Source organism: Parapedobacter composti (assembly GCF_900112315.1).
Lineage (GTDB): Bacteria > Bacteroidota > Bacteroidia > Sphingobacteriales > Sphingobacteriaceae > Parapedobacter > Parapedobacter composti.
Genome location: NZ_FOLL01000002.1, coordinates 43,367 through 69,817 on the forward strand (window position 1 = coordinate 43,367; position 26,451 = coordinate 69,817).

Sequence of the window (26,451 nt, forward strand, 5' to 3'; positions counted from 1 at the left end):
TAGCTTATGTACACGAAACAATTAGAAAATCCGGTGCTGAAAGCAGGATTTGAGAAAATACTCGAAGGAAACAAACAATGGATGAAATTGGTTGCCGAAGATACCTCCGGCAGGTACCAGCAACTTGCCAAAGGACAAAGCCCGGAGATTTTATGGATCGGCTGCGCCGACAGCCGCGTACCGGCCAACCAAATCACCAACACATTGCCGGGCGAGGTGTTTGTACACCGCAATATCGCTAACATGTGCGTACATTCGGACATGAACATGCTCAGCGTGCTGGACTATGCCGTTAACGTCTTGAAAGTAAAGCACGTCATCGTAGCCGGCCACTATGGATGCGGCGGTGTCGCAGCTTCCCTCAGCCGCAAGCAATTCGGGATCATCGACAACTGGCTGTGCCACATTAAAGACGTATACCGGTTCCACAGTGAGGAAATCGATGCCATTGAGGATGAAGAGAAAAAAGTGAATCGCTTGGTGGAACTGAATGTGGCCGAGCAGGTATTCAACCTCTGCACCACCTCCATCATACAGAATGCATGGAAAGAACGCGATGATCTCGCTGTGCATGGGGTTGTGATTGATATCGCGACAGGCCAGATCGTCAATTTGGACATCAACGTTACCAAAAGCGAAGACCTGGGCAAAGAAGTATTTGCATACGCGTAATTTTTGCCTGTCTATCTCCATAAAGAAAGGGCATCCGCTGGTGGGATGCCCTTTCCTTTTTTTATGTTAACGAGGCTGTTATAGCCGTTAATCCTGTTCTAAAAATGGATAGCGGTAATCCTTCGGCGGATCAAACGTTTCCTTTATGGTCCGCGGCGACACCCAACGCAGCAGGTTTATCATGGAACCCGCTTTATCGTTCGTACCCGAACCCCGGGCCCCACCGAAAGGTTGCTGACCCACGACCGCTCCGGTGCATTTATCATTGATGTAAAAATTACCGGCAGCATTGCGCAACGCATGGGTTGCCTGGCTGATGGCATAGCGGTCCTGTGCGATGATGGCTCCAGTGAGCGCATAGACCGACGTCTTATCGATTACTCCCAGTGTTTCTTCCCATTGCTCGTCCTCGTATACGTAAATCGTCAGTACCGGACCGAACAATTCCTCGCACATGGTCACATAGTCTGGCCGACCGGTCAGGATAACCGTAGGGTGGATATAGTATCCCTCGGTTTTGTCATACGTACCGCCGACAAGGATTTCGACATCCGGATCCTGTTTCGCGGCATCGATGTAACGGGCCAGTTTATCAAATGATTTTTCGTCGATTACGGCGTTGATGAAGTTGCTGAAATCATCAACCGGACCGATCTTGAACGAACGCACGTCTTCTACGATCAACTCCTTCAGTTCGGGCCAAAGCGACGCGGGGACATACACGCGCGACGCGGCGGAGCATTTCTGCCCCTGGTATTCAAATGCCCCCCGCACGATTGCCGTAGCCGCCGCCTTGACATCCGCCGAGGGGTGCACCAGGATAAAATCCTTTCCGCCGGTTTCGCCCACGATACGGGGATATGATCGATAACGGTGGATGTTTTCGCCGATGGTTTTCCAAATCTGCTGGAACACGCCTGTCGACCCGGTGAAGTGGATCCCTGCGAAATCAGGATGCTTGAATATCACATCACCTGCCTCGGGGCCGTCTACGTAAATTAAATTAATCACGCCGTCAGGCACCCCGGCTTCGCGGAAAACCTCCATCAATACATGAGCGGAATAAACCTGCGTGTTCGCCGGTTTCCAGACCACCACGTTTCCCATCATCGCTGCCGAAGTGGGAAGGTTCCCGGCGATAGCCGTGAAGTTAAACGGTGTAAGCGCAAATACAAATCCTTCTAACGGCCGTTGCTCTACCCGGTTCCAACTGCCGCGCGGCGATATAGGCGGTTGCTGCGCATATATCTCTGTCATGTATTTGACGTTAAACCGGAGGAAATCGACAATCTCACAAGCCGAGTCGATCTCCGCTTGGAAAACATTCTTGGATTGCCCGAGCATGGTGGCTGCATTTAATTTGTACCGATAAGGGCCGGCAATCAAGTCAGCTGCTTTCAGAAATATGGCCGCGCGGTGTTCCCACGGCAGGCTTTCCCAAGCCGCCTTGGCGGAAAGCGCGGCAGCGATAGCTGCTTCCACGTGGCTCTTATCCCCGTAGTGATAGTACCCCAGAATATGCTTATGCCGATGCGGCGGGCGTATTGCTACCCGATGATCCGTCCGAACGGCCTTTCCGCCGATATACATCGGTATGTCGACCTCCTCCGAAAGCGCTGATTCAAGCGCCTGACGCAACAGCCCGCGCTCATTGCTGCCTACGGCGTATGACAATACCGGTTCGTTTACCGGCTCGGGCACATTAAAAAAACCTTTTAACATGATTCATTCATTTTGTGTGATGTTACAAAGCTACCAAAACCTGCACGGCCCCGCAACTGCAAAAATCCCTTATATGTTATTAGCCATGATTTGTTATTTTTATTGCGTCCTTCATCAAAAAACAGAATAACGCGTGAAGTATGATGACAACACAACAAAATCTACTGAAAGAATTATTTGCCTATAATTTCCGTTGCAACCAGCAGCTGGCTGAAGCGTTTGAACGCCAGCAACCGGCCATCGACCCAAAATCGTTATCGCTGTTCAGCCACATCCTTAATGCTCACCAGATCTGGAATGGCAGAATCAGCCGGCAGCAGCCCAACAAACAACAGGTATGGGCAAACAGGCCGTTTCACGAGCTGGCTGCCACCGACCGGCTTAACCATGAACAGACACTGGCCGTCCTTGACACGCACGACCTAACCGCGAATATCGCGTACACCACCAGCACGGGCTCGGCTTTCTCGAATACGGTGGGCGACATCCTGTTCCATATCGTCAATCATTCTACTTATCACCGCGGGCAGATCGCACTCCTTTTCAGACAACATGGGCTGGAGCCCTTGGTTACCGACTTTATCTTTTTCAAACGCTAAGCCCTGAGATTATCGCTTTAGCCGTTCTTTGAACACCTTTTTGAATTTTTCCAGTTTTGGAACAATCACATATTGGCAATAGGCCTGTTCGGGATTCAGGTTAAAATAATTCTGATGGTAATCTTCGGCAACATAGAATGTGGTATACGGTTCCAGTGTGGTTACGACCGGGCGCTCATAAACCCGTTCTTCCGTTAACCGTTTAATATAGTATGCGGCCTTTTTCTGTTCTTCCTCGTCTCGGTAGAAAATAGCCGAACGGTACTGAGTGCCTATGTCATTGCCTTGCCGGTTGAGCTGCGTGGGATCATGAGCCATGAAGAAGGCTTCCAACAGTTCATCGTACGTAATCACGCTGGGCCGGTAAATCACATTTACCGCCTCGGCATGTCCGGTATTCCCCTTGGTTACCTGTTTATAGGTGGGGTTGGCTACCGTACCCCCAATGTAACCGGAAATGACGGTATCCACACCTTCAAGCTGTTGGAACTGTGCTTCCGTACACCAGAAGCATCCGCCGGCGAATGTCGCCGTGTCTATCCCGTCCCTCGGCTCACCGCCGGGAAGCGCCTGCGTTCCAACGCGTGCATCCATATCGTGCCAGCAGGCCCCGTTCAACAGCACGGCACTCAATAATGCACTTATGACCATCAGGTTTTTATGCATATGCAAACACCATTCATCATCAATTAAGGGATTATGCTCAGCACCATTTTTCCGAATTGGGAAGACGTTTCCATCTTACCTAAGACCCGGTCTGCCGCTGCCAGTGGCGAAACACTGTCTATCACCGGACGGATACGATGCTGATCGGCAAACATCAGCATGTTCGCAAAATCCTTTGGTGATCCCATCGTGGTGCCCAACACGGAAAGCTGCTTCCAGAAAATCTTGCGGCCGTTCAGCGGGGGGATATCGCCGGCCGTGCCGCCGAAAAACACGATCCTTCCCCCCGGGTTGGCCAGTTCCAGATATTCTTCAAACGCCGCTCCGAGGGCACTGTCCAAGATAACATCAAAGCCGCCAGCCTGCTCCTGCAGTTCTTCCCTCCATTGGGGGCCGGTATACAGCACCCCTCCCGTTGCGCCCAGGTTCATAGCCCGTTCTACCTTCGCCTGCGTACTGGAAGTGACATATACCGAAGCACCGGCATGGACGGCCCATTGCAGGGCAAAAGTGGCTACCCCGCCTCCGGCACCGGTAATCAGCACTTTTTCGCCGGCTTGTAAAGCGGCCCTACCGAAAAGTGCGCGGTAAGCCGTTACACCGCCCAGAGGCAGTGCCGCAGCCTCTTCAAACGAAAGATACGCCGGCTTTTCATGGAGGTTTACCGCCGGGATCCGCACATACTGGGCAAAGGTGCCGTCCTGTGGCAGCCCCAAAATGTTGAACGTCCGTTGCTGGAACGCCTCGTTGTCACCCCAGGCGATAGATGGATTGATGATCACCTCCTTGCCTAACCAATGCCGATCAGCTTGGTCGCCCACCTGCTCGACAATCCCCGCACCATCGGACCCCAGTATGATGGGAAACTTCAAACCCGCGTATAGCCCCTGTTGTATCCACCAATCACGGCGGTTAAACGCCGCAGCATGGACACGAACCAAGGCATCGCCCGCGCCCAACTCCGGAAGCGGCACTTCCTTTACGGCTAACGGTTGTTTAACCCCTGCTAAAACGACTGCTTTCATCGGTACCGTACTTTTTTTGACAAAAACGGCGGCCATACTGATGTACGACCGCCGTTTTTTGTCTGATTATCAATTTTTACTTAGCGTCAGCATACCGCTTCGCTACCGCATTCCAGTCAATGACATTGAAAATAGCTTCAAGATAAGCCGGACGTTTATTCTGGTAGTTCAGGTAGTAGGCATGCTCCCACACGTCGATACCCAATATCGGTGTACCTTGTACTTCAGCAATATCGAACAACGGATTGTCTTGATTGGGTGTTGAGGTTACTTGCAATTTACCGGATTCGTCCACTACCAGCCAAGCCCAGCCTGATCCAAAGCGGGTAGCCCCGGCTTCCTGCAGCTTCTTCTTCAATTCATCAAATGACCCGAAAGTCTCGTCGATGGCAGCAGCCAAATCGCCTGAAGGTGCTCCACCACCGTTTGCAGATAGGATGGTCCAAAACAATGAGTGATTGTAATGCCCTCCGCCATTATTCCGCACAGCCGCCGGATATTTGGAAATGTTCCGGCAAATCTCCTCGATGCTCAGATTTTCCGCGTCTGTGCCTGCAATGGCTTTGTTCAGGTTATCTACATAAGCCTGATGGTGTTTACCATGGTGGATTTCCATCGTCTCTTTGTCGATATGCGGTTCCAATGCGTCTGTGGCGTAAGGTAACGCCGGTAGTTCAAAAGCCATAATATGTATTATTTAAATTAATAATTAACAATTAGCGTTGTATTGGACAAACTTAACTAAAGTTGCCCACACCTGCAATATCACTTTGGTTACTCAGCCACCCCTGAAGCAGTGGTACTGCCGTAACATAACGGTTATATCAGGAATTTGTTTGGCGCCCCCTGATCATTCGGTACGTTTATTACGGAAAAATGACGTGACAAGCGCTGCGCATTCTTCTCCCAGAATACCGTTGATAACCGTTGTCTTCGGATGCAACAGTCCGCTGCCGAATAAGGAGAACCCCCTTTTCGGATCCTTTGCACCGAAAACGATGCGCGAGATCTGCGTCCAATAAGCTGCACCTGCGCACATGACGCACGGCTCAACGGTTACGTATAATGTGCATCCGACCAAATATTTGCCGCCGATATAATTTGCTGCTGCCGTAAACGCCTGCATTTCTGCATGTGCCGTTACATCATTAAGCCGCTCCGTCAGGTTATGCCCCCGCCCTATAATCCGTCCGCCATGCACGATAACAGCACCGATGGGTACTTCATCCCCCGCTAATGCCTTATGGGCTTCTTTGAGCGCTTCCTTCATGAAAAATTCATCCGAAATGGTGTCTCCCGTATCCTCAAAGTTGACGTATTTCATGCCTATCTGCCATTAAACCAACCGGTCTGCCATTAAACCAACCGGGCCCCGTTCGGTACTTTACGCTCCACGGTGCTGAGTACGATATCGCCGTTTTCGTCAGCAAATCCTGTAACCAAGCATTCCGACATGAAATCGGCGATCTGTTTCTTTGGAAAGTTAACCACTGCAATAACCTGTTTCCCAACTAAGCTGGCCTTATCGTAATGCTTGGTGAGTTGAGCACTGCTGCGGCGTACACCGATAGCATCGCCAAAATCAATCTGCAGCTTGTAAGCGGGTTTCCGTGCCTTGGGGAAATCCTCGACCGCAATAACGGTACCCACGCGTAACTCCACCCTTTCGAAATCGGCCCACGAGATGGAATCCATACGGTATTAAAGTCTGTTGCTTTCCAAATCTGCCAGCCCTTTTTTCAGGGTAAACAGGATATAATCGCGGTTACGCTTTACGCGTTTGGCGAGCCGGCTAACCAGTTCGTCTTCTTTTCCAGCTTCAAAAGCCAAGTCATCGTCCGAAAGGTGATTGTATTTCCGCCGGAACTTCTCTTTCAATATTTCCCATTCACTTGGGGTTAATTTTATCGCTGACATCGTTTAATCGTTTAGACAAAAGTAGGAATTTCCGAAGCGACGGCAAACGTAATGTTGTATTTCAATTTCGGCTTGAATTTTGCGGAAGGTTTCGGCATACCTTATATTAAAAGAAAAAAGTAAAATTAAACGTTATGAAAAAGTATTTTATCCTTACTTTCCTTATCGCGTCTACCGTTTTCGGGGCGAGCGCACAATTACTGCCAAGCATCCAGCTCGGTGTTAAAGGCGGCCTCAACTTCTCCACCCTGCGTTCCGAGGATGGCGGCTGGCTTGATGCGAGCACCCGCACCGGTTACCAAGCCGGTATCTGGGCACGTATCGGTGGCGCAGGCGTTCATTTTCAGCCCGAGCTTTACATTACCGGAAAAAGCTCGGAAGCCAAGCTGGTAGATAGAGATGAGGAAGGCAAAGTAACTTTTACTTCATTGGATCTGCCTTTGCTGTTGGGCACCCGGGTTGGCTTAGGCCTGGCCGGCCTTCGTATCCATGCAGGCCCCGTAGTTTCATTTGTGGTCGATAAAAACATCGGCCAATCGCTGCAACAAGTAACCCAGTTCAGCGAATATAAAAATCAGGCTTGGGCGGTAACCGGCGGCCTCGGCGTTGACATCAGTAATTTCCGTGCAGACCTGCGTTACGAACATGGGTTGAGCGAACTGAGCAAAAATGACAGCGCTCCACAAAAGGTGAATCTGTGGACTATCGGAATAGGATACCGGTTGTTTTAATCATCCACCCCTAAGGTCTTAAGAGCGCCATGCCATACGGCATGGCGTTTCGTTTTAGAACTGTTCTAAATTACCGATTTTCCTTGTTTGTTTTCCCCGATATTAAATCTATTGGTAGATTTGCTTACCGAAATTTAAATTAATCGAGGAGAATGAGTAAATCGCAACATCTGCTTTCTTCTTCATTAGGGAAGAAGCTGATTATGAGTTTAACCGGGTTGTTTTTATGTACCTTTTTGGTGGTTCACCTGATTGGCAACCTCCAGTTGTTTTACAATGATCAGGGCAAAGCCTTCAACGACTATGCCCACTTCATGACGCATTTCACGCCTATCAGGATTGTTTCTTATCTGCTCTATACGTCAATTGTTGTACATGCCGTTTACGCACTGGTGCTGGCCATCCAAAACCGGAAAGCGCGTCCTGTGGGGTATGCGGTTTTCCGGGGTTCCGCCAACAGCGCATGGAGTTCGCGCAACATGGGTATCCTGGGAACGGTATTGCTTGTCTTTATCGTAACCCACATGAGCAATTTCTGGTGGAAATACCATAACGACGGCGTGCCGTATGTGGAGTATCGGACCGATTTGGCCACACAGCAAACGACGGTAACGGAATTACTGGCTGCGGAATATTCGGATTATGTAAAGTACGTCGACAATGACATCGAAATACTGAAGACCAAGGATTTATACAAACAGGTACAGTTCACCTTCAAAAGCTGGTACCTTGTATTATTCTATGTGATTGCCATGGCCGCGTTGTCGTTTCACCTTATCCACGGCTTTAAAAGTGCTTTCCAAACGCTGGGTTTCGATCACAGAAAGTATGCTCCGATAATCCGGTTTCTCGGCATCTGGGTATTCGGGGTGGCCATTCCAATAGGGTTTGCCATTATGCCGTTGTATTTTTATTTCTCCAACTAAGCTAATTTACCTTGCCGCTTACCGAGCGGCATATTGATATAAAAATATCAGATGATGTTAGATTCAAAAGTACCAGCTGGGCCGTTGGCCGAAAAATGGTCGAAACATAAGTTTAACCTCAAATTGGTCAATCCGGCCAATAAACGTAAATATACCATTATTGTAGTGGGCACCGGTTTGGCGGGATCGTCTGCTGCCGCTTCGCTGGCCGAACTGGGCTATAACGTGAAAGCGTTCTGCTATCAAGACAGCCCAAGACGCGCCCACTCCATTGCCGCCCAGGGCGGGATTAACGCCGCAAAAAATTACCAGAACGACGGTGACAGTGTATTCCGCTTGTTTTACGATACCATTAAAGGCGGTGACTACCGTGCTCGTGAAGCCAACGTATACCGGTTGGCCGAAGTATCCGTAAACATCATTGACCAATGCGTGGCCCAGGGCGTTCCCTTTGCGCGCGAATACGGGGGTTTGCTGGACAACCGTTCTTTCGGTGGTGCCCAAGTGTCGCGGACGTTCTATGCACGGGGCCAAACGGGCCAGCAACTGCTGCTTGGCGCCTATTCGGCATTGAACCGCCAAATCAATAAGGGTACGGTTAAGATGTACAACCGCCATGAAATGCTTGATCTGGTAACTATCGACGGTCATGCACGCGGCATTATCACCCGCAACATGGTAACCGGCGCCATTGAAGCCCACGAAGGCCATGCAGTGCTGCTTTGCACCGGTGGATATGGCAACGTGTTTTACCTTTCCACCAATGCTATGGGCTGCAACGTTACGGCGGCATGGCGCGCACATAAACGCGGCGCCTTCTTTGCCAACCCCTGCTATACGCAGATTCACCCAACGTGCATTCCGGTAACGGGCGACCACCAGTCAAAACTCACGCTGATGTCCGAATCGCTGCGTAACGACGGACGGGTGTGGGTACCCAAGACGGTAGAATTGGCACAGAAGCTGCGTAAAGGCGAAATCAAAATATCAGACCTCAAAGAAGAAGACCGTGATTATTACCTGGAGCGCAAATATCCATCATTCGGCAATTTGGTGCCACGCGACGTAGCTTCGCGGAATGCCAAAGAAGTGGTGGACGAAGGCCGGGGCGTGGGTGCCTCGGGCATAGCGGTATATCTTGATTTTGAAGATGCCATCAAACGCCTGGGCGAAGATACGGTAAGGGCCAAATACGGCAACCTGTTTGACATGTATTACCAAATTACGGATGAAAACCCATACAAGCAGCCCATGCGGATTTATCCTGCTGTCCATTACACCATGGGCGGCCTTTGGGTAGATTATAATTTAATGACCACCGTCCCCGGGTTATATGCACTGGGTGAATGCAACTTTTCCGACCACGGTGCCAATCGTCTGGGTGCGTCAGCTTTAATGCAAGGACTTGCCGACGGCTATTTCGTGATTCCCTATACTATTGGCGACTATCTTGCTGGACTTGGGTTTGATCCGGTCGACAGGAACCATCCTGAATTTGAGAAGACGCGTAAAACGGTGGAAGACAACGTACAGCGGCTGCTCTCGCTCAAAGGGTCCAAAACGGTGGATGACATCCATAAAAAACTTGGCCACATCATGTGGGAATACTGCGGGATGGCGCGCAACGAGGCCGGATTGATAAAGGCCAAGGGGCAGATACAGGAACTCCGCCGTGAATTTTGGAGTGATGTAACCGTGTTGGGCGAAAATGAAGAAATGAACCAATCGCTCGAAAAAGCCGGCCGCGTGGCTGATTTTCTGGAGCTGGGCGAACTCATGGTAGACGATGCCCTTAACCGCCGCGAATCCTGCGGAGGACACTTCCGGGAAGAAAGCCAAACCGAAGAAGGTGAAGCCAAACGGGACGACGAGAATTTCAAGTATGTAGCGGCTTGGGAATACCGGGGCGAAAGCCAACCTGAAGTGCTGCATAAAGAGCCTTTGGAATTTGAGAACGTGAAATTAACGCAACGAAGCTATAAGTAATTGGCTTTAGGCCTCAGGTTGAGCCTTATGCCCATCGCATAGTGCTTAAACGCCGGGGACCTAAGCATAACGCATTGTAATATGAGTGGAAACATGAACCTGACGCTGAAAGTATGGCGTCAAAAAAATGATAAAACACGGGGAAAATTTGTAACCTATCAAGCCACTAATATTTCGCCCGACATGTCTTTCCTGGAGATGCTGGACGTCGTGAATGAAGAATTGGTACGTAAGGGAGAAGATCCCATCCACTTTGATCACGATTGCCGGGAAGGCATTTGCGGAATGTGCTCGCTTCACATCAACGGTAGGCCGCATGGTCCCAAACAAGGTACCACAACCTGTCAACTGCACATGCGCAGCTTCCACGATGGGCAAACCATTGTCATTGAACCTTGGCGATCCGCTGCTTTCCCGGTTATCAAGGATTTGGCCGTAGACCGTTCCGCTTTTGATCGTATACAACAGGCCGGCGGATACATCAATGTCAATACCGGTGGCGTACCCGATGCAAATGCTATTCCAATCCCCAAAAAGGTAGCCGACGAAGCATTTGAATCAGCGACCTGTATTGCCTGCGGGGCTTGCGTGGCCGCCTGTAAGAATGCATCCGCCATGCTGTTCGTATCGGCCAAGATTTCGCAATACGCGTTATTACCCCAGGGCCAGACCGAGCGCTACAGCCGTGCCCAAGCGATGGTCGCGCAAATGGATGCCGAGGGCTTTGGCAGTTGCACCAACACCGGGGCCTGCGAAGCAGAATGCCCCGTAGGCATTAAGCTGACCAACATCGCCCGGATGAACCGTGAGTACTTCACCGCTAAGATCTTCAAGCAGGAAGAACCCCATTGATAGTCCGCTATCCCGCGGAGTGCCTTATCCATGATATTCATCTACGCCGACGCGTAGCCGTATCATGGATATTTTTTTATATTTACATGGGTTTAACAGGCAGATGTGAGTACCGTTGTTAAGATAAGGCTTTTACTATTGGTATTGACCCTATGTTTTATAGGGACGGCAATTACCATCAGCCTCACGTTCAACGACGAAGAAATCCTGCTTCTTGACGGTCGGAATATACAGCGTAACCTCCATGCGCAAGAACAGGTCGTCAATAACTTTATCCAAGACACCAGTCACTTCAACGCCTTCAGGTCAATTGCCGGCAACCCCGGGCTTGCCGAGGACGTCATCGACTACTTTGTAAAAAAGCATGATATCTATCCGTTCGTTTATGCCAACAACGAATTGATCTTCTGGGGTACCGATAGGTTCGTGCCGGAAACCGATGCCGGCATCAGTGACGGGGTGGATATCATCAAAACCGGAAACGGTTGGTATGAATCGATCAAAAAGTCGGCTGGCAATTTTTCGGTCTTGTTCTTAATTCCGATAAAAACCGAATTCGAGAAGAATAACACACACCTGCAGAACAGGTTTTCCAAGCGGCTGACCACCACGAACAACCTGGAAATCGCCAATTATGACGACCCCCTGGTATACCCCATCCGAAGTATAACCGGAGAATACTTGTTCTCCATCAAGTTACGGAACGGCGAACCTGACTTCTTTTTTTCGAAATTGGGACTGGCCATGTGGGTGCTCGCCGGCATTTCAACGGTATTGCTGCTCCATATCATGTGCGTATGGCTGGCCAAACGCGGGCGAGTTTGGTTGTCCATCTTGCTGTTCACGTGCTCGTTAATGGCTATACGGATACTGGATCTGCATTATGGATTGCTTTCTTCCCATTTTTACTATGGAATTTTCGACCCCCGGAACTTTGCTTCCAGTTTCCTGTTTCCTCATTTGGGCGGCTTTCTGTTCAATATCTGTGCGTTTACCTGGTCTATCGGGTACATCCACATATTTAAAGACCGATTAACGCTCCCCTCATGGGGTTACACCAAAGCCGGCCGTGTGGCGTTAATCGCCTTGTTCGCCCTGCTGATTTACCTCGTAAGCTATGGCATTGCTGACATTTTTAAAGGGCTTATCACCAATTCCGACATCAATTTCGATGTAACCAATATCCTTAACCTGAATGCCTATAGCTGGATGGGGATATTCGCATTATGCCTCAGCATCATGGCATTGCTTCTGCTCATCGATCTGCTGGTTGCGCTGGCCCACAAGCTCATACCGGACATCCGCCAGCTACTTTTCGTCCAGATTATCGTTGCGGGAATTGCTGCCGCGGTGCACGCCTATTTCGGCGGATTCAATTTACCCGATTTTTCATTCTCCTTTATCCTAATCGTCATACTCATCGGCCTACGCACGTGGTACAGCAAACGCGAAGGCCGGATTGAGCTTCCCATTTTCATCTCTACCCTGTTGCTGCTGGCCGCAATCACGGCGATTAAACATAGTCAATATCAGCGCCATAAAAAAGAAGAAGAACAAAAACTGGCAATTTCAAGATTAGAAGCCATTGATGATGCCAATGCCATCGCATTATTCTACGACTTGGAAAAGGAGATCCCCAATGATCCGCTGCTTATTGAATATTTTAGCAGAGGCGGTAAAAAGAGCCGGGAATTGCTCCATGAGCACCTCAAGCGGACTTACCTCAGCGGGCATTTGTCAAAATATGAGTTCACTGCCGATGCATACGACACCAACTGGATGCCGCTGGGGGGCAGCCCAGCAGGCAAACGCCTGGCTTACCGCGACAAGGTTATTGCCGGCGCCATAAAAGTATCCGAAAATTTCTACCGTGGCAGCAGCCGCTTCGGCAGTTTTGAATACTTTGCCCAGCTTCCGGTCACCGACGATGAGGGCGATCCGCTCGGCATCCTGCTCATTGAACTGAAAAACCGATCGTTCAGCCAGTTATCCCTTTATCCGGATATTTTGGCTGACAGCCGTATCGGCCAGCAGCAGACCGAGCTCATCACCCAGCATGCTTACGCGTTTTACCAGGATAATAAGCTGGTAAGCCAATACGGCGACTATGTATATCCGCTTTCCGCGGAGTCCTACCCTTCCCAACAGCGCAAACATATATCACTGGGCAATGAAGGCGGTTTTGAACACATGATTTACCGGCCGAACAGCAGAACGCTGATTGTAGTCAGCCGACCACAGCAAAGCAACTGGATGCAACTGGCGGCATTATCGTTCCTGTTCCTGGTATTTCTGCTTTTTGCCATTCTGGCATTCGTTTGCCGGTGGCTCGTATTGACATTGAACAGCAATGGCTTTAGTTTTAGGAACCTTCGCTGGAGTTTTCTGATTCTCACCAACAAAGTATTATACAGCACGCGTATCCAAACGTTTATGGTTGCCGCGGTTGTATTCACCTTGATTATTACCGGCATCATCACCTTCTTCAGCATCAGCAGCCAGTTCAAAAAGCAGCAAGAAAACGGGGTTCTGAAAGATGCCATCGATATTGCCGGCCGGTTGGAATCAAGGATACTGAAAGAAGCCAGTACAAGTGGCGGAATTGCCATGGACGGCCCGCTTAATACACTGGCCGAATCCATTGCCTCCGATCTTAACCTATACCGCACGAATGGACAACTGACGTTCTCCACGCAGCCCCGCATCTACGACCTCAAGCTGGTATCCCGTTATATGCACCCAGAAGCTTGGTTGCACATGGCTCACTACCAGCGGTCAGAGTTTATCCAGCATGAGCAGATAGGAGATCTCAATTACATTGTCGCATACGCCCCTATCCGGAACGACACCTATGAACCCGTTGCCTTTCTCAGTCTGCCCTATTACGGCTATCAAAAGGAGTTCGATCAAAATGTCGGATTATTGCTCAACACCTTGGTTAATATATATGCCTTGGTCATTCTGGTTCTCGGGTTATTCGCCGTCTTTGTCGCCAACAAAATTACCGCTCCTTTAGCACTGGTACAACGCAGTCTTGCCAAAACAACCATAGGCCAGCAAAACGAGCCGATTTTCTGGAAACGGCACGATGAAATCGGCAGCCTGATCAGGGAATACAACCTCATGATTGCCGCGTTGGAACAAAGTGCCAACACCATCATGCGTTCCGAACGGGAATCGGCATGGCGTGAAATGGCGAAACAGGTCGCCCATGAAATCAAAAACCCACTCACCCCACTGAAACTGGGCATTCAGCAATTGGAGCGCTCCTGGCGGGAAAAGGATCCCCGGTTCGACGAACGGTTCGAGCGTTTCAGTGCTTCGTTCATCGAGCAGATAGAAAGTCTCTCGCGCATTGCCTCCGAATTTTCAGAATTTGCAAAGATGCCAGACACCCAGCTTAAAGAGGTTGATATCTTGGATATCATCAATAAAGCAGCCGAGGTATTCAGCAACAACGTAGACGTGAACATCCGGATTTCCAACCAATGCGGCACCAATACCATCAAAACACAAGGAGATCCCGATCAACTGCTCCGCTCGTTCAACAACCTCATCAAGAACTCCATCGAAGCCACGACACTGTCGAAACGCCGATGTTACATTGACATCAGTTTAACGTATGACCCCGACAAGCATATCGTCATCGCTATCCGGGATAATGGGCATGGAATAACCCCCGAAGCCAGGGAGAAGCTGTTTCAACCTAATTTCACCACCAAAAGCTCCGGTACGGGCTTAGGTCTGGCATTCGTAAAGCAAGCCGTTGAGGGAATGGGCGGTAGCATCAGCTATGAAACGCAAGTAGGCAAAGGTACCGTGTTTTATGTACGCATACCATCGGCACAAGTCAGGTCAGCAAGGCAACCGGTCGTCGGTTGAGCGGGCTGCAAGCAGCTTCAGCATTATTTCAGCACTACGCTGCCTTGCCCCATAACGGCATTGTCTGCATACAGTAACACGGTATACGTACCTTTTTGGAACCCTTTTGGATCTTTCCATTCAATGGTGTAAGAAGCGCCGTCATTTTCGAATTCAATGGCCGTTTTGTAGGTATACTGGATCTGATTGCCGCCTTCCAGTTCGAACAACTCGTTACCTGTTTGCGTACGCAAGTTCCCATTAGGGTCAATTACCCGTAGGTAAACATCATGCATTCCCTTGGCGGCAAGGGGATTATCCGCAATGGTGAAATCAATTGTCAACTTATCCACGCGCCGCGCACGTGTTTCCATGCTTTCCCGTTCCTTGCTCCGTTCGCGGACACCGTTTATCGCGAGTGCTGACACTTTCAAAGCGGCAGCCCGCTTCACTTTGTCCACCAAATCGGTATTCTCTTCTTCAAGCTGCGTTACGCGGTTAGTAGAGGATGACACTTCACGCCGTAGATCGTTTCGCTCGGAAATCAGACGGGCATTTTGTCGGCGCAAATCCTCCACTTCACTAACGTACTCAGATACCTGTGCTTTGAGTTTCCCGATTTCAAGCCGGGCGTCGGTCAATTGTTCTCGAGTCAGGTTATTTTGCGCCAATTGTGTTCTCAGCGCCGCGATGGTAGACCGCACACTATCCCGAGCGGCCTGCAACGATGCATTGAGTTCGACGTTTTCATCGGTCAGCCGGTCGAGCTCGGCTTCGATGCGATCGATTTCAGCTTGCATGTTTGCTTTATCGCCCGTCAATTCATATACCTGCTCGCCGGTATTCTTATACTTCACATAAAAGTATACATTCGTTGCCAGCAGCGCCGCAATCGCCACCACGAAAAAATAAATTTTGGTAGAGTCCCGCCTGTTGTCGTCGGGTTGGCTATCGATACCTGTTTCCTGCTTCGTATGAATTCCTTGCATGACTTATTCTGCGGCAAACCCTTTCCCCATTTCAGGGTAGCCTCATGCAAAAATTGTTCCAACATCTTTTAGTCATCAGGAGTGCGGTTCATATCCGTCGCCGAATCCACCGTTGCGGAGGTATTCTTCTTTACGCATCAGCCGTAAATCGGACAGCACCATGTCTTTCACCAATGCGCTAAGATCATACTTCGGCTCCCAGCCCAACTGCTGGCGGGCTTTTGTGGCATCGCCTATCAGTAAATCCACCTCGGTAGGCCGGTAATACGTCGGGTCTACAGTAACAACCGTCTGCCCGAATTTGACCGTTGCTGGGTCTATCGCCAGCGCCGTCAGCCGTTGCTCGTCTGCATCGATAATCACCCCTTTTTCCTGTTCACCTTTTCCGCTGAATTCCACTTCAATACCCAGCTCGGCAAAGCTCATGCGTACAAAGTCGCGCACCGTGGTTGTAACACCGGTGGCTACCACGTAATCTTCGGGCGCTTCCTGCTGCAACATCAGCCACATCGCTTCTACGTAATCCCTGGCATGGCCCCAATCACGTTGTGCAGAAAGGTTACCGAGGTACAGCTTATCCTGTAACCCCAGGGCGATACGTGCTACCGCCCGGGTTATTTTACGTGTCACAAACGTCTCGCCCCGTATCGGGCTTTCGTGATTAAACAGAATGCCGTTACAGGCATACATCCGATAAGCCTCCCGGTAGTTCACCGTTATCCAGTAGGCATACAGCTTTGCCACGGCATAAGGGCTCCGCGGATAAAACGGTGTCCGCTCATGTTGTGGAACCTCCTGCACCAATCCATAGAGTTCAGATGTAGCAGCCTGGTAAAAACGGCATTTGCGGTCTAATCCCAGCAACCGGATCGCCTCCAATATGCGCAATGTACCTAACCCATCGGCATTGGCCGTATACTCCGGGGTATCAAAACTAACTTTTACGTGGCTCTGTGCGCCCAGGTTATAGATCTCATCCGGCTGAGTCTCCTGCACGATGCGGATAATATTTGTGGCATCGGTGAGGTCTCCGTAATGCAGCGTCAAGCGACGATCAGGATCGTGTGGATCCTGATAGAGGTGATCAATCCGGTCAGTGTTAAATAAAGAGCTTCTCCGCTTGAGCCCGTGTACCCGATATCCCTTTTCCAATAGAAATTCAGCCAGGTATGCCCCATCTTGCCCCGTTATTCCGGTAATCAATGCTGTTTTTGACATCGCTATACGTTACTCTTTTTTAAGACCGACTTTAACAGGTACTGCCCGTAACCGCTCTTCAGCAGCGGCTGCGCTACAGCCTCAAGCTGCTGTTCATCGATAAAGCCCATGCGGTATGCCACCTCCTCAATGCAGCCGATCTTTAGGCCCTGTCGTTCCTCAATTACCTGTACAAACTGGCCGGCCTGCATGAGCGAGGTAAACGTGCCTGTATCCAGCCATGCCGTGCCGCGGCTGAATACGCCTACCTTAAGCCGTTGTTGTTGAAGGTACACTTTATTTACATCCGTAATTTCGTACTCGCCCCGTGCGGAAGGTTGGATGTGTTTGGCGATTTCAATGACCGAATTGTCATAAAAATACAGACCCGGCACCGCATAGTTGGATTTGGGGCGGGTAGGTTTTTCTTCGATAGACACCACGTTGCGCTGCTCATCGAACTCTACAACCCCGTATCGTTCAGGATCGGATACCGGGTAGGCGAACACCACGCCACCATCGGGGTCGGCACTCCGCTGGAGCAAGCGCGAGAGTCCTTCCCCGTGAAAGATGTTATCGCCCAAAATCAACGCTACCTTGTCGTTTCCGATGAAATCGGCTCCGATGACGAATGCTTGGGCGAGCCCATTTGGAACGGCCTGTTCGGCATAGGTAAATGTACACCCGATTTGCGAGCCATCCCCCAATAGTTTACGGAAAGCCGGTAAATCATGGGGGGTAGAGATGATCAGCATTTCCCGTATACCTGACAGCATCAGTGTAGACAGCGGGTAATAGATCATGGGCTTGTCATACACCGGCATGAGCTGCTTGCTCACAGCTAATGTCAAGGGGTGCAACCGCGTTCCTGATCCCCCAGCTAAAATGATACCTTTCACCTGTTTTTTCTTGATTTAAATACGCTTCAGGGCGTAAAAGTATTAATTTTAGCCTGAAACCGGAAGGCGGTGAACTTATTTTGCAGCCTTAACCGTGAAGGATACACCAACGTCGCCCCAAAGCAGGGTTACCGTACCGGTTTTATCCGCCTTGATGGTAAATTGTTCTGCATGCGGCTGTCCGGCAGTCGGCACAGCGGTTATGCGCAGTGCATCCTGCGACTCATCATAACGGGTGCCCCACTGATCCCAGATTTTGTTGAAGATGATGGTCATGCGCTGCTCATCTGGTATTGAATACAAACTGTACTTACCTGCCGGCAGGCGTTGCCCTTCTACCAGCACATCCCGGTTTACCTCAAAGGTGGTGGCTTCATTGGCTCCTGTACGCCAAACCTTGCCCAATGGGGCCACATCTACACCTAACTGCCGCCCCTTCAACGAGGGTTTGCTGTAGTGGATGGTTATTGTCACCCCGTCAGCGGTAGTCGCCACTGTACTATCTGGCGGACTTGCCCGCTGGCTTTTGTCCTGCTGAGCAAACGCCAGCGTCGATATTGCCGTTGCCAACAAAAAGGATAGAATTTGTGCTTTCATCATCATTCAAAAATTAGGTTTACAATAATGTGATTATTTAAGCCTTTCAAAATTAAACACGAGATACCCTGTGTTGCCATCCAGCTGCAACGGCATACGCAACACCATTTGGTCCGCGTCGGCATACGCCAGATCCAAACGGTATCCGGCTGTCACATTGCTGGGTTTATCGCCCGGATATATTTTTTTGAATTGGAATTGAGGTTCGCCGATCCCCTTTCCTGGATTGTAAATGGACCAGACAATATTCCGTACCGCACCGGGCGCGCACAGTTTGCCTTCCGCATCAAACGTGATGCTTCCCTTGCCGTTGTTCGGCAGGTTCCATACGCTACCGACGAAACACTCTGCGGGCGCCTCCTCGAAGACCGTTTTTACACTGTAAGCCGCCGGGAAGCTCTCTTTATCAATCGACTGAAGCACCCACTGGCCTTTTACCCCACTCCGCCAGGCCGCGGCCGAGGGCGAACCGCCTACGGCCGCTTGTTTAGGGGTGCAGGACTCCAAAAAAAGGCCCAGGCAAACGGCAAAGGCAAACGGAAAAATGAACTTTTTTGTCATGTTAAACAGCTATTGTATGATTACGTATTGTACTTTTGTGATGTAAAGATAAAAGATTTGCATGACTCTTCCATCCAAAAACCATACCACCAGCAAATTTGTCGCCAAACTTTTGGTGCGGTTATTTATGCTGTTGCTGCTCTTTTCCTTCGCGCCCTTTATCCTTGAGCAAGAAACGATACGGCCGCTGAGCCAGACGTTTGTCTACATCACCAATAAATGGGCGTTCATCTTCCCGGGGTTGTTATTCGTCAGCTTCTTGGCGCTGCTCATCCTCACGCTTCGGAACAAATACCGCCATATAGACATTAATTGGATGCTCTCGTTGAATACGGCACTGCTGATTGGCTACCTGATTATGCTCTATGTAAAAATCTACCCGCTGATTTTCGGCTAGCCCCCGTTATTTTTTCCTTTTTTATACCTTTGGGGTCTTATCACCCGAGACATGGCTCAAAAGAGAACCTGGCGGATACTAAAGACGGCGCTCCAAATCTGCGTTACAGCAGGGGCATTATATTGGGTATTCCGTACCAGCGAGATAAATCCAAACGACATCAAGGAAGCTTTGATTAAAGCCAATCCGGCTTTCCTTGCGGCTGCGTTCATCGCGTATGGCGGTTATGCTGTTTTTGCTTCCCTCCGGCTGAACGGCTTTTTCAAGGGCATCGGACTTCAATTGTCGGAGCGGTACAATTTCAAACTGTTTCTACTGGGCTTATTTTATAACCTATTCCTGCCAGGGGGCATTGGTGGCGACGGTTACAAAATCTATTTCCTGCGCAGGAAATTCAAGATAAAGGGGCGTAAGGTGCTGTCGGCCGTCTTTTTTGACCGGCTCAGCGGGCTATGGGCATTATGCCTGATTACATCGGCGCTGGTGATTTTCATCCCCCGGCTGCAGGTTCCGAATGAGGTTCCCATTCTGCTGGTTATCGTCGGCACCATCGCCTACTATGCGACTATCCGCCGGTATTTCCCAGACTATACCCAGCGCTTTTTTTCAACGCATGCTAAAGCCCTTGCTGCACAGTCCATGCAGGTGATTTGCGCTATCTGCCTGCTATACGCCTTGCAATATGACGGCAAATTTTCACCTTACCTTTTTATGTTTTTGCTCTCTTCATTGGTTGCGGTAGTGCCGTTTACCGTGAGCGGACTGGGGCTGCGGGAAATTGTCAATGTGGCCGGAGCGCAGTACTTTCACATGGATGAACGCCTGGCATTGCTCATCAGCCTATTATTCTACGTGGTTTCCGCAGCGTTAGCCGCTTCGGGGGCCTATTTTATTTTCAGGCCACAAGGGTTAGGAACAGATAAACTCCCTACCAGTGAGGAAGTGGAAACAGCCAACGAAGATGAGCGCGATTAACGACAATACCATGGCAAACATCGTCATTACCGGAACAAGCAGCGGCATCGGGTTTGAAACAGCCCTCCATTTAGCCGTTGCCGGACACCAGATTGTCGCATTGGCGCGTTCGGCTGACGGGCTGGCACGCCTTGCTGAAGCGGCAACATTACGCAATGCTGGCGCTTGCATCCACCCGCTGCCATTTGACATGGTGCATGGCAATTACACAGACGAATTGCTGCCATTTGTGCAACAGCAACTCGGTCGCGTAGATATTCTCATTAACAATGCCGGCACCTTGATTAACAAGCCTTTTATGGAAACCACGGCCACTGATTTTTCCCGGATGATGGCCACCAATTTAATCGGGCCTGCAACAATGATACAGCAGTTGTTACCGTTGATACCGGCCGGCGGACACATTGTCAACATCGGCAGCATGGGCGGTTTCCAGGGAAGTTCAAAATTCCCGGGGCTTTCAGCTTATTCGGCCAGTAAAGGTGCACTGCATACATTGACGGAATGCCTGGCCGCCGAATTACAGGACCAAGCAATTAAAATAAATTGCTTAGCTTTGGGTTCGGCACAAACAGAAATGCTTGCCAAAGCGTTTCCTCATTATAAGTCGCCCGTGAGTGCATCAGCAATGGGAGAATACATCGCCCAATTTGCGCTCACGGGGCACCGGTTTTTCAATGGGAAAGTATTACCTGTTGCGGTAACCACACCCTGACAGGGCATTAATAAACAGGAAGGATGAAAACAACGAGATTATACCAACAACTGCTTGTCTGTTTCGGCATCGCAGTGTTTTTTTTCGCTTGCCAGAACGAATCCAGGGACAACGCTTCAACGGCACAACAGCCGGACAGCCTTGCACCGGACGCGGCGGAAACGACGGAAACGGCGGCACCTTCGCTACCTTATGCCGCCGTATTTGATGAAACGTCCGAACAACTGCGTGCCCAAAAAAACCCCGATTTTGATGGCGGCTCGCTACTTACCATAGACAGGATAACTCAGTTGTTGGCCAACGCCTACCCCCAGGTTGTGCTTACGGTAGACAGCACCGTCAACGATACGCTCCATGTGCAGATCACGGATGCTTCCTTCCTCACCCAGCAGATGGGGTCGTCCGGAGCTGCCATGTATTTGTTGGAAGCCACGTATGCCTATACCGAATTGCCCGGCATCCAAGCTGTACATTTTGTTTTTGAAGAAGGCGACCACGCCATACCGGGCACCTATACCCGCGAGCATTTCGAAACGAACAGCACCCCCCGGTGACACGGCTTGAACATCGATATTCGTCTAAATGATGGGTAAATCTTATCTTTGCGCAAAAATGCCTTAGCTATTGCAGCGTATCGCCGATGAGAAAATTTTTTGGTTACCTCCTTTCACCTGTATTCTATCTGCTTTTCGGTATCGTCATTACCGTGTTTCATCCTGTCCAATGGCTTTGCCTGAAACTGGGGGGCTACCAAACGCACAAAAAATCGGTAGACATACTGAATGGCTGCCTGCTGGCACTTTACTATGTATTGGGCAATAGGGTAAAATTTATTAACAAGCAGCAGCTTCCTACAGACCGCCCTATACTCTTTGTGGCTAACCACCAAAGTATGTATGACATTCCTCCGCTGATTTTTTTTCTCCGGAAACACCATGGTAAATTCATTTCCAAGATTGAACTCGCCAAAGGTATTCCAAGCATTTCGTTTAATCTGCGGCATGGAGGTGCAGCCAATATCGATCGGAAGGATCCAAAGCAATCCATTGCAGAAATTCTCAAACTGGCTAACAACATGAAAGCCAAAAACTGGTCGGCCTTCATCTTCCCGGAAGGGACCCGGGCAAAAACAGGCAAGGTTAAGCCCTTCAACGTCGGAGGCATAGCTACCATTCTAAAAAAGGTACCCAACGTATTGGTGGTTCCCATTGCCATCAACGATTCCTGGAAGATGGTACGCTACGGCACCTTCCCATTAAACACATTCATCCACATGTCATGGGAAGTACTTGCTCCCATAGAACCTTACGGGTTCAATGCAGAAGAAGTGGTGGCACAGGCCGAAGCACGCATCCGTGAAAAGATCAGTTAACGCGGCGCCCTTTCCACTGATACTTCCCCATATTCCCGGCAATGCCGATATACACCATATATAACACATGCAGCATGGTAAGCAGCGGCAGGTAAACCAGCAGATCCGTTCGCTTGGCAAACCTGCAGAGCGGATAGAGGAAAAACAGTTCAGCCAACAATTTCGATGACATCGCCACCGCCAATACCGTCCCCAGCGATCCGGCATAAAAAAATACCGCTATGCCGCATAACAACAGCAGCGCGTTAAACAGCCAAACGGACACCCCCAGCGCAACAACACTTTTTTCTTTATAATGGGTGCTTTTTGACGCCCAGCGCCTACGTTGGTTGATGAATCCGCGCAGGTCGCGTTTGGCATCGGTATAAACCACCGCGTCCCTTGATTTGCAGAAGCCGATTTTTTCCGGATATACAGCCGCCACTTTATGCAGAAACAGCTCGTCGTCGCCAGAAGCAAGATGATCGATGCCGCTGAACCCCCCCATTTCATAGAACACATCGCGCCGATATGCGAGGTTAGCACCATTGCAGGTCGATGGCCGCCCGTTCCCAATCCCCGCCGCCCCCAGTCCAACGAGGTACAAAAATTCCAGCGTTTGCAATTCTTCAAAAAAACTCCGTTGCGCTGAATAAACTACCGGAGCAGATACCACATATGATTTATTTTCTTCGGCATAGGCCACCAGGGTAGCCAGCCAGTTGGGGCCCATACGGCAGTCGGCATCTGTCGTTACCATAAATTCGCCCGTAGCCACGGCTATAGCCGTGGAGATAGCCTTCTTCTTGTAGGAGTTCAGTGGTTCAGATTCGTTAAGTTTCAGTAGCTTAACCCCCTGTTCGGCATAAGACTCCACCACTGCCGAAGTGTTGTCGGTAGAGTGGTCGTCTATAACGATGACTTCCAGCAATTCCCGCGGAAAACGCTGCGCCAATATATCGGATAGCGTACGTCCGATATTATCCGCTTCATTCCTTGCCGCAATCAGCACACTCACCCGCGTACCCGGCGTGCGCTTCGCCGAAAAATAAGGCAACGATCGCCACCCAGCCCGCATATAGCAAACCAAAATGACATAGATCCCTGTGAATACCGCAACCGCGGCACTAATTAGCTGTGTCGCCAAAGAAGTTTATTTTTAAAACAAACACCGAACCCAAGATAGCAGGCAATATAAGGTTAATAAACCAAATACAGGATGCGATCGCCATAACGGCAAGGTCCTGATCCGTAATATGTGCATATAAATAACTGGCCGTGACACTTCTTACCCCGAAATCGAATAAATCAAGCGTAGGCAATGCAGCCTGCACAAAAAACAGAATAAAAATCAATAACAGCATAGGCAAAAAGTCTATGCCGGGAATGATAACCAACATCAATATGCAATACTGGGACGTAAAAATAACGAACCTGGCCAATGAGTTCAGGAACACAATCAGAAGTTCCCTACGGCTATAGCGTGTTAAGATCTCAAAAAAACGATGGAATTTCCGGAGAAAAGCAATCCGCTTAATCCAACCGTTAATCCATGCCACGTTAAAATATAACAGGAGAAAAAACCCGGCATAGCCCACCGCCAGCAACCAAATGGCACCACCGGCAATGGTGTCCAGGCCAAGGAATCGGTTGGCGAACCACGCGATGCTGAGCGACCCGGCAACGCTTACCAGTACAAGCTGTGCCAATGCCCCCACCCCCATGGCCACAACGCCGAAAATACGTTTCCGTGGTTTAAGGAACAATACCCGTCCGCCGTACTCACCAATCCGGTTCGGTGTAAAAACCGCCCATGTAAGTCCACAGAACACCGACTGCACCGCCCTCCACAACGTTATGGGCTCGATGTAACGGCAGAGGTAACGCCATTTCACGGCCTCCAGCAACCAGTTGACAACCATTAGACTGACAACCACCGACAGCGTAATAGCAACCGTCTGCGAGCCCAAATTGCGCATCAGCCGCTCAAATTCCCGGAGGTTCCGGTGGTTGTTGAGCTTATGGTACAACACCCATGCCACCAGCACCAGGATAGCGACTTTGATGGCAATAGCCAATATACGCTTTGTTCTATTGGTCAAACCCGATGATTTTGCGTGCAATGTTACAAATTTTTCATCGCCTTTTTTAACCCGCCCGTTTCCGGACCGTCGTTAACAGGACAGTTTATGGAATCCGTCCACCGTTTTCATCTATAAGGAAACAGGAAGCGCGCTTCCAAGAGGATAACATAACGGCCGTTTTGTTCAACTTTTTTGTTCATCTATAATACTTAACGTTATGTGGTATCCCAAACAGGATATCTTCAGCCAACACTGGCTGGATATCGTCTTCGCAGGGCGCAACAAACAGTATGGCGCCTACGTATTGAGGCGCAACGCCGCCAAACATGCAAACCTGGCACTATTTATTGCGTCCACCGCATTTGTGGCATCCCTGTTGCCACCGCTTATTAAAAGCCGGTACTTCCCGGATGGAACCAGCCAAGCCTTAAGTCCGCTAAAAGAAAAAGTGACAACCATGGATCTGCTTCCTCCTCCACCAATCAACCCAACGGTACCGGAGCCGCCTGCCGCAGCCCCGCCGGCGCCCCGAACCAAACAAGTACGGATGCCGCCACCAGTGGTGGTGAAAGCGGATCAAGTAACCGAAGAGCCTCCATCCGTAGCCACACTCAAACTGGCAACCCCCGGCCCGCAGACCCTGGAGGGCGACCCGAAAGCAGCTATCCATATCGACCTCCCCGTGGGCGACGGAAAAGGTGACGCACAGGTAACCGAAGCAGGCACTGATTCAGACCTGCCATTCACCTCCGTGGAAATCCCTCCCCTGTTCCCCGGCGGCATGGATGCCTTCCTGGCTTATGTACAAAAGAACTACCGCTATCCACCGCAAGCCATGGAGATTGGCATCAATGGACAGGTTATCCTCCAGTTCGTGGTAGAACGCGACGGTTCCCTGACAGACATCCGGGTGCTGCGCGACCTGGGCTTCGGCACGGGTGAAGAAGCCATGCGGCTGTTGAAAGCCTCGCCCAAATGGAGCCCCGGCGTACAAAATGGCAGGCCGGTACGGGTAACCTACCAACTGTCCATCGGGCTCGCCATCAGCCCCTGACCATCGTGGAGCAAGCTTGCAGCGACTCAGCGGATGGTGCACGCCATCCGCTGAGTTCCAAAAATTTCAACGCATACCCATTAGCGACAGAAAAACCGTAATATTGCACCATGGGGCAAACCAGCAGTGAGCGGATTATCCTGGGAATAGACCCCGGTACGGCTGTATTGGGCTACGGGATTATCAAGGAAACAGGCAAAAAACTGTCGTTAATTAGCATGGGGGTAATCAAATTGGACCACCTGGGTGACCACGCCCTCAAATTGCAGCGCATTTTCCAAAAAACCGACGGGCTTATTACTGAATATAAACCCGACTGTGTGGCGTTGGAAGCACCGTTTTACGGAAAAAACATCCAGGTGATGCTCAAGCTGGGCCGGGCCCAGGGTGTGGCAATGGCGGCCGCACTGCACCGGGACATCCCCATCTTCGAGTATGCGCCGCGGAAAGTCAAGCAATCGGTTACAGGTAACGGCAACGCGGCCAAAGAACAAGTGGCTGCCATGCTGAAAACGTTACTCCGGTTTGAAGAAACCCCACAATTTCTGGATGCAACAGACGGATTGGCCGTGGCCGTCTGCCATGCCTTCCAAAACCAAGCTGCAAATTCCAAGAGTCAGAGTTATTCGGGATGGGAAGCATTCGTGCGCAACAATGCAGACCGTCTAAAATAGC

The 26,451-nt window shown here is 50.2% G+C and carries 28 protein-coding genes; 14 read left to right on the plus strand and 14 right to left on the minus strand.

The features are described from left to right. Positions 1–6 precede the first annotated feature (6 nt). Complete coding sequence (locus BM030_RS03155) at positions 7–672, plus strand: carbonic anhydrase (protein WP_090971106.1); 666 nt, start codon at positions 7–9, stop codon at positions 670–672. Positions 673–759: 87 nt separating this feature from the next. On the opposite strand, the gene pruA is transcribed toward BM030_RS03155, so the two are convergent. Continuing rightward, complete coding sequence (gene pruA, locus BM030_RS03160; protein ID WP_090971109.1) at positions 760–2,394, minus strand: L-glutamate gamma-semialdehyde dehydrogenase; 1,635 nt, start codon at positions 2,392–2,394, stop codon at positions 760–762. 140 nt (positions 2,395–2,534) lie between these two features. Between pruA and BM030_RS03165 the strand changes: the two genes are divergently transcribed. Beyond that, a complete protein-coding gene (locus BM030_RS03165; protein ID WP_211657519.1) occupies positions 2,535–2,993 on the plus strand; it encodes a DinB family protein in 459 nt (152 codons plus the stop codon). Between the two features lie 9 nt (positions 2,994–3,002). On the opposite strand, the gene msrA is transcribed toward BM030_RS03165, so the two are convergent. From msrA to BM030_RS03195, 6 genes are all read right to left on the minus strand, one after another. Beyond that, positions 3,003–3,644, minus strand: a complete 642-nt coding sequence (gene msrA / locus BM030_RS03170) for a peptide-methionine (S)-S-oxide reductase MsrA (RefSeq protein ID WP_170845617.1) — start codon at positions 3,642–3,644, stop codon at positions 3,003–3,005. Positions 3,645–3,682: 38 nt separating this feature from the next. Then, positions 3,683–4,684, minus strand: a complete 1,002-nt coding sequence (locus BM030_RS03175; RefSeq protein ID WP_090971662.1) for a zinc-binding dehydrogenase — start codon at positions 4,682–4,684, stop codon at positions 3,683–3,685. Between the two features lie 76 nt (positions 4,685–4,760). Continuing rightward, positions 4,761–5,369 (minus strand): superoxide dismutase, encoded by a 609-nt coding sequence (locus BM030_RS03180; RefSeq protein WP_090971111.1) that lies wholly within the window; start codon positions 5,367–5,369, stop codon positions 4,761–4,763. A gap of 165 nt (positions 5,370–5,534) precedes the next feature. Beyond that, complete coding sequence (locus BM030_RS03185) at positions 5,535–6,008, minus strand: nucleoside deaminase (RefSeq protein ID WP_090971113.1); 474 nt, start codon at positions 6,006–6,008, stop codon at positions 5,535–5,537. A gap of 32 nt (positions 6,009–6,040) precedes the next feature. After that, positions 6,041–6,379 carry a tRNA-binding protein gene (locus tag BM030_RS03190; protein ID WP_090971115.1) on the minus strand — a complete coding sequence of 113 codons (339 nt, stop codon included), beginning with the start codon at positions 6,377–6,379 and terminating at the stop codon, positions 6,041–6,043. Between the two features lie 6 nt (positions 6,380–6,385). Beyond that, positions 6,386–6,601: a CsbD family protein gene (locus BM030_RS03195; RefSeq protein ID WP_090971117.1), complete on the minus strand. Its 216-nt coding sequence runs from the start codon at positions 6,599–6,601 to the stop codon at positions 6,386–6,388. A gap of 134 nt (positions 6,602–6,735) precedes the next feature. Here BM030_RS03195 and BM030_RS03200 point away from each other — a divergent pair, with 134 nt between their 5' ends. The 5 genes from BM030_RS03200 to BM030_RS03220 all read left to right on the plus strand — a co-directional run bounded on the left by BM030_RS03200 (position 6,736) and on the right by BM030_RS03220 (position 14,978). Further along, the gene (locus tag BM030_RS03200) at positions 6,736–7,332 is read left to right on the plus strand and encodes a porin family protein (RefSeq protein ID WP_090971119.1); all 597 of its coding nucleotides are present in this window, start codon (positions 6,736–6,738) and stop codon (positions 7,330–7,332) included. Positions 7,333–7,484: 152 nt separating this feature from the next. Then, entirely contained in the window at positions 7,485–8,258 is a 774-nt protein-coding gene (locus BM030_RS03205; protein ID WP_090971121.1) for a succinate dehydrogenase cytochrome b subunit, read from the plus strand. 51 nt (positions 8,259–8,309) lie between these two features. Next, complete coding sequence (locus BM030_RS03210) at positions 8,310–10,244, plus strand: fumarate reductase/succinate dehydrogenase flavoprotein subunit (RefSeq protein ID WP_090971123.1); 1,935 nt, start codon at positions 8,310–8,312, stop codon at positions 10,242–10,244. A gap of 81 nt (positions 10,245–10,325) precedes the next feature. Continuing rightward, positions 10,326–11,096, plus strand: a complete 771-nt coding sequence (locus BM030_RS03215; protein ID WP_211657521.1) for a succinate dehydrogenase/fumarate reductase iron-sulfur subunit — start codon at positions 10,326–10,328, stop codon at positions 11,094–11,096. 105 nt (positions 11,097–11,201) lie between these two features. After that, positions 11,202–14,978, plus strand: coding sequence for a sensor histidine kinase (locus BM030_RS03220; RefSeq protein WP_139215796.1), 3,777 nt, complete (start codon positions 11,202–11,204; stop codon positions 14,976–14,978). Positions 14,979–15,001: 23 nt separating this feature from the next. Here the strand turns inward: BM030_RS03220 and BM030_RS03225 are convergent, their stop codons facing one another. The 5 genes from BM030_RS03225 to BM030_RS03245 form a co-directional block, all read right to left on the minus strand. After that, complete coding sequence (locus BM030_RS03225; RefSeq protein WP_090971127.1) at positions 15,002–15,946, minus strand: hypothetical protein; 945 nt, start codon at positions 15,944–15,946, stop codon at positions 15,002–15,004. A gap of 75 nt (positions 15,947–16,021) precedes the next feature. After that, on the minus strand, positions 16,022–17,164 hold the full coding sequence (gene gmd, locus BM030_RS03230) for a GDP-mannose 4,6-dehydratase (RefSeq protein WP_090971129.1): 1,143 nt from the start codon (positions 17,162–17,164) through the stop codon (positions 16,022–16,024). A 2-nt stretch (positions 17,165–17,166) separates the two neighbouring features. Beyond that, positions 17,167–18,042: a glucose-1-phosphate thymidylyltransferase RfbA gene (gene rfbA / locus BM030_RS03235; RefSeq protein WP_090971130.1), complete on the minus strand. Its 876-nt coding sequence runs from the start codon at positions 18,040–18,042 to the stop codon at positions 17,167–17,169. 75 nt (positions 18,043–18,117) lie between these two features. Continuing rightward, the gene (locus BM030_RS03240) at positions 18,118–18,645 is read right to left on the minus strand and encodes a DUF2911 domain-containing protein (RefSeq protein WP_090971133.1); all 528 of its coding nucleotides are present in this window, start codon (positions 18,643–18,645) and stop codon (positions 18,118–18,120) included. A gap of 27 nt (positions 18,646–18,672) precedes the next feature. Beyond that, positions 18,673–19,200 (minus strand): hypothetical protein, encoded by a 528-nt coding sequence (locus BM030_RS03245; protein ID WP_090971135.1) that lies wholly within the window; start codon positions 19,198–19,200, stop codon positions 18,673–18,675. Between the two features lie 61 nt (positions 19,201–19,261). On the opposite strand from BM030_RS03245, the gene BM030_RS03250 reads away from it, so the two are divergent. From BM030_RS03250 to BM030_RS03270, 5 genes are all read left to right on the plus strand, one after another. Beyond that, complete coding sequence (locus BM030_RS03250; RefSeq protein ID WP_090971137.1) at positions 19,262–19,597, plus strand: hypothetical protein; 336 nt, start codon at positions 19,262–19,264, stop codon at positions 19,595–19,597. A gap of 51 nt (positions 19,598–19,648) precedes the next feature. Further along, positions 19,649–20,572: a lysylphosphatidylglycerol synthase transmembrane domain-containing protein gene (locus tag BM030_RS03255; RefSeq protein ID WP_090971139.1), complete on the plus strand. Its 924-nt coding sequence runs from the start codon at positions 19,649–19,651 to the stop codon at positions 20,570–20,572. Beyond that, positions 20,559–21,287, plus strand: coding sequence for an SDR family NAD(P)-dependent oxidoreductase (locus tag BM030_RS03260; RefSeq protein ID WP_244518649.1), 729 nt, complete (start codon positions 20,559–20,561; stop codon positions 21,285–21,287). Before BM030_RS03255 ends, BM030_RS03260 begins: the two co-directional genes overlap by 14 nt. Before the next feature lie 23 nt (positions 21,288–21,310). After that, entirely contained in the window at positions 21,311–21,841 is a 531-nt protein-coding gene (locus BM030_RS03265; RefSeq protein WP_090971144.1) for a hypothetical protein, read from the plus strand. 86 nt (positions 21,842–21,927) lie between these two features. Further along, on the plus strand, positions 21,928–22,659 hold the full coding sequence (locus BM030_RS03270) for a lysophospholipid acyltransferase family protein (RefSeq protein WP_090971146.1): 732 nt from the start codon (positions 21,928–21,930) through the stop codon (positions 22,657–22,659). On the opposite strand, the gene BM030_RS03275 is transcribed toward BM030_RS03270, so the two are convergent. Both BM030_RS03275 and BM030_RS03280 read right to left on the minus strand, forming a co-directional pair. Then, positions 22,652–23,785, minus strand: coding sequence for a glycosyltransferase family 2 protein (locus BM030_RS03275; protein ID WP_317615090.1), 1,134 nt, complete (start codon positions 23,783–23,785; stop codon positions 22,652–22,654). The genes BM030_RS03270 and BM030_RS03275 overlap by 8 nt on opposite strands. Next, positions 23,766–24,740, minus strand: a complete 975-nt coding sequence (locus tag BM030_RS03280) for a lysylphosphatidylglycerol synthase domain-containing protein (protein WP_090971150.1) — start codon at positions 24,738–24,740, stop codon at positions 23,766–23,768. The genes BM030_RS03275 and BM030_RS03280 overlap by 20 nt, the downstream gene beginning before the upstream one ends. Positions 24,741–24,939: 199 nt before the next feature. Between BM030_RS03280 and BM030_RS03285 the strand changes: the two genes are divergently transcribed. Continuing rightward, complete coding sequence (locus BM030_RS03285) at positions 24,940–25,776, plus strand: energy transducer TonB (RefSeq protein ID WP_090971152.1); 837 nt, start codon at positions 24,940–24,942, stop codon at positions 25,774–25,776. Positions 25,777–25,886: 110 nt separating this feature from the next. Then, complete coding sequence (gene ruvC / locus BM030_RS03290) at positions 25,887–26,450, plus strand: crossover junction endodeoxyribonuclease RuvC (RefSeq protein ID WP_090971154.1); 564 nt, start codon at positions 25,887–25,889, stop codon at positions 26,448–26,450. Position 26,451 lies beyond the last annotated feature (1 nt).

Excerpts from the sequence above, each read along its gene's own strand:
- BM030_RS03155 (WP_090971106.1), top strand. The coding sequence starts at position 7 with ATGTACACGAAACAATTAGAAAATCCGGTGCTGAAAGCAGGATTTGAG.
- pruA (WP_090971109.1), bottom strand. The coding sequence starts at position 2,394 with ATGTTAAAAGGTTTTTTTAATGTGCCCGAGCCGGTAAACGAACCGGTA.
- BM030_RS03165 (WP_211657519.1), top strand. The coding sequence starts at position 2,535 with ATGATGACAACACAACAAAATCTACTGAAAGAATTATTTGCCTATAAT.
- msrA (WP_170845617.1), bottom strand. The coding sequence starts at position 3,644 with ATGGTCATAAGTGCATTATTGAGTGCCGTGCTGTTGAACGGGGCCTGC.
- BM030_RS03175 (WP_090971662.1), bottom strand. The coding sequence starts at position 4,684 with ATGAAAGCAGTCGTTTTAGCAGGGGTTAAACAACCGTTAGCCGTAAAG.
- BM030_RS03180 (WP_090971111.1), bottom strand. The coding sequence starts at position 5,369 with ATGGCTTTTGAACTACCGGCGTTACCTTACGCCACAGACGCATTGGAA.
- BM030_RS03185 (WP_090971113.1), bottom strand. The coding sequence starts at position 6,008 with ATGAAATACGTCAACTTTGAGGATACGGGAGACACCATTTCGGATGAA.
- BM030_RS03190 (WP_090971115.1), bottom strand. The coding sequence starts at position 6,379 with ATGGATTCCATCTCGTGGGCCGATTTCGAAAGGGTGGAGTTACGCGTG.
- BM030_RS03195 (WP_090971117.1), bottom strand. The coding sequence starts at position 6,601 with ATGTCAGCGATAAAATTAACCCCAAGTGAATGGGAAATATTGAAAGAG.
- BM030_RS03200 (WP_090971119.1), top strand. The coding sequence starts at position 6,736 with ATGAAAAAGTATTTTATCCTTACTTTCCTTATCGCGTCTACCGTTTTC.
- BM030_RS03205 (WP_090971121.1), top strand. The coding sequence starts at position 7,485 with ATGAGTAAATCGCAACATCTGCTTTCTTCTTCATTAGGGAAGAAGCTG.
- BM030_RS03210 (WP_090971123.1), top strand. The coding sequence starts at position 8,310 with ATGATGTTAGATTCAAAAGTACCAGCTGGGCCGTTGGCCGAAAAATGG.
- BM030_RS03215 (WP_211657521.1), top strand. The coding sequence starts at position 10,326 with ATGAGTGGAAACATGAACCTGACGCTGAAAGTATGGCGTCAAAAAAAT.
- BM030_RS03225 (WP_090971127.1), bottom strand. The coding sequence starts at position 15,946 with ATGCAAGGAATTCATACGAAGCAGGAAACAGGTATCGATAGCCAACCC.
- gmd (WP_090971129.1), bottom strand. The coding sequence starts at position 17,164 with ATGTCAAAAACAGCATTGATTACCGGAATAACGGGGCAAGATGGGGCA.
- BM030_RS03240 (WP_090971133.1), bottom strand. The coding sequence starts at position 18,645 with ATGATGATGAAAGCACAAATTCTATCCTTTTTGTTGGCAACGGCAATA.
- BM030_RS03245 (WP_090971135.1), bottom strand. The coding sequence starts at position 19,200 with ATGACAAAAAAGTTCATTTTTCCGTTTGCCTTTGCCGTTTGCCTGGGC.
- BM030_RS03250 (WP_090971137.1), top strand. The coding sequence starts at position 19,262 with ATGACTCTTCCATCCAAAAACCATACCACCAGCAAATTTGTCGCCAAA.
- BM030_RS03255 (WP_090971139.1), top strand. The coding sequence starts at position 19,649 with ATGGCTCAAAAGAGAACCTGGCGGATACTAAAGACGGCGCTCCAAATC.
- BM030_RS03260 (WP_244518649.1), top strand. The coding sequence starts at position 20,559 with ATGAGCGCGATTAACGACAATACCATGGCAAACATCGTCATTACCGGA.
- BM030_RS03265 (WP_090971144.1), top strand. The coding sequence starts at position 21,311 with ATGAAAACAACGAGATTATACCAACAACTGCTTGTCTGTTTCGGCATC.
- BM030_RS03270 (WP_090971146.1), top strand. The coding sequence starts at position 21,928 with ATGAGAAAATTTTTTGGTTACCTCCTTTCACCTGTATTCTATCTGCTT.
- BM030_RS03285 (WP_090971152.1), top strand. The coding sequence starts at position 24,940 with ATGTGGTATCCCAAACAGGATATCTTCAGCCAACACTGGCTGGATATC.
- ruvC (WP_090971154.1), top strand. The coding sequence starts at position 25,887 with ATGGGGCAAACCAGCAGTGAGCGGATTATCCTGGGAATAGACCCCGGT.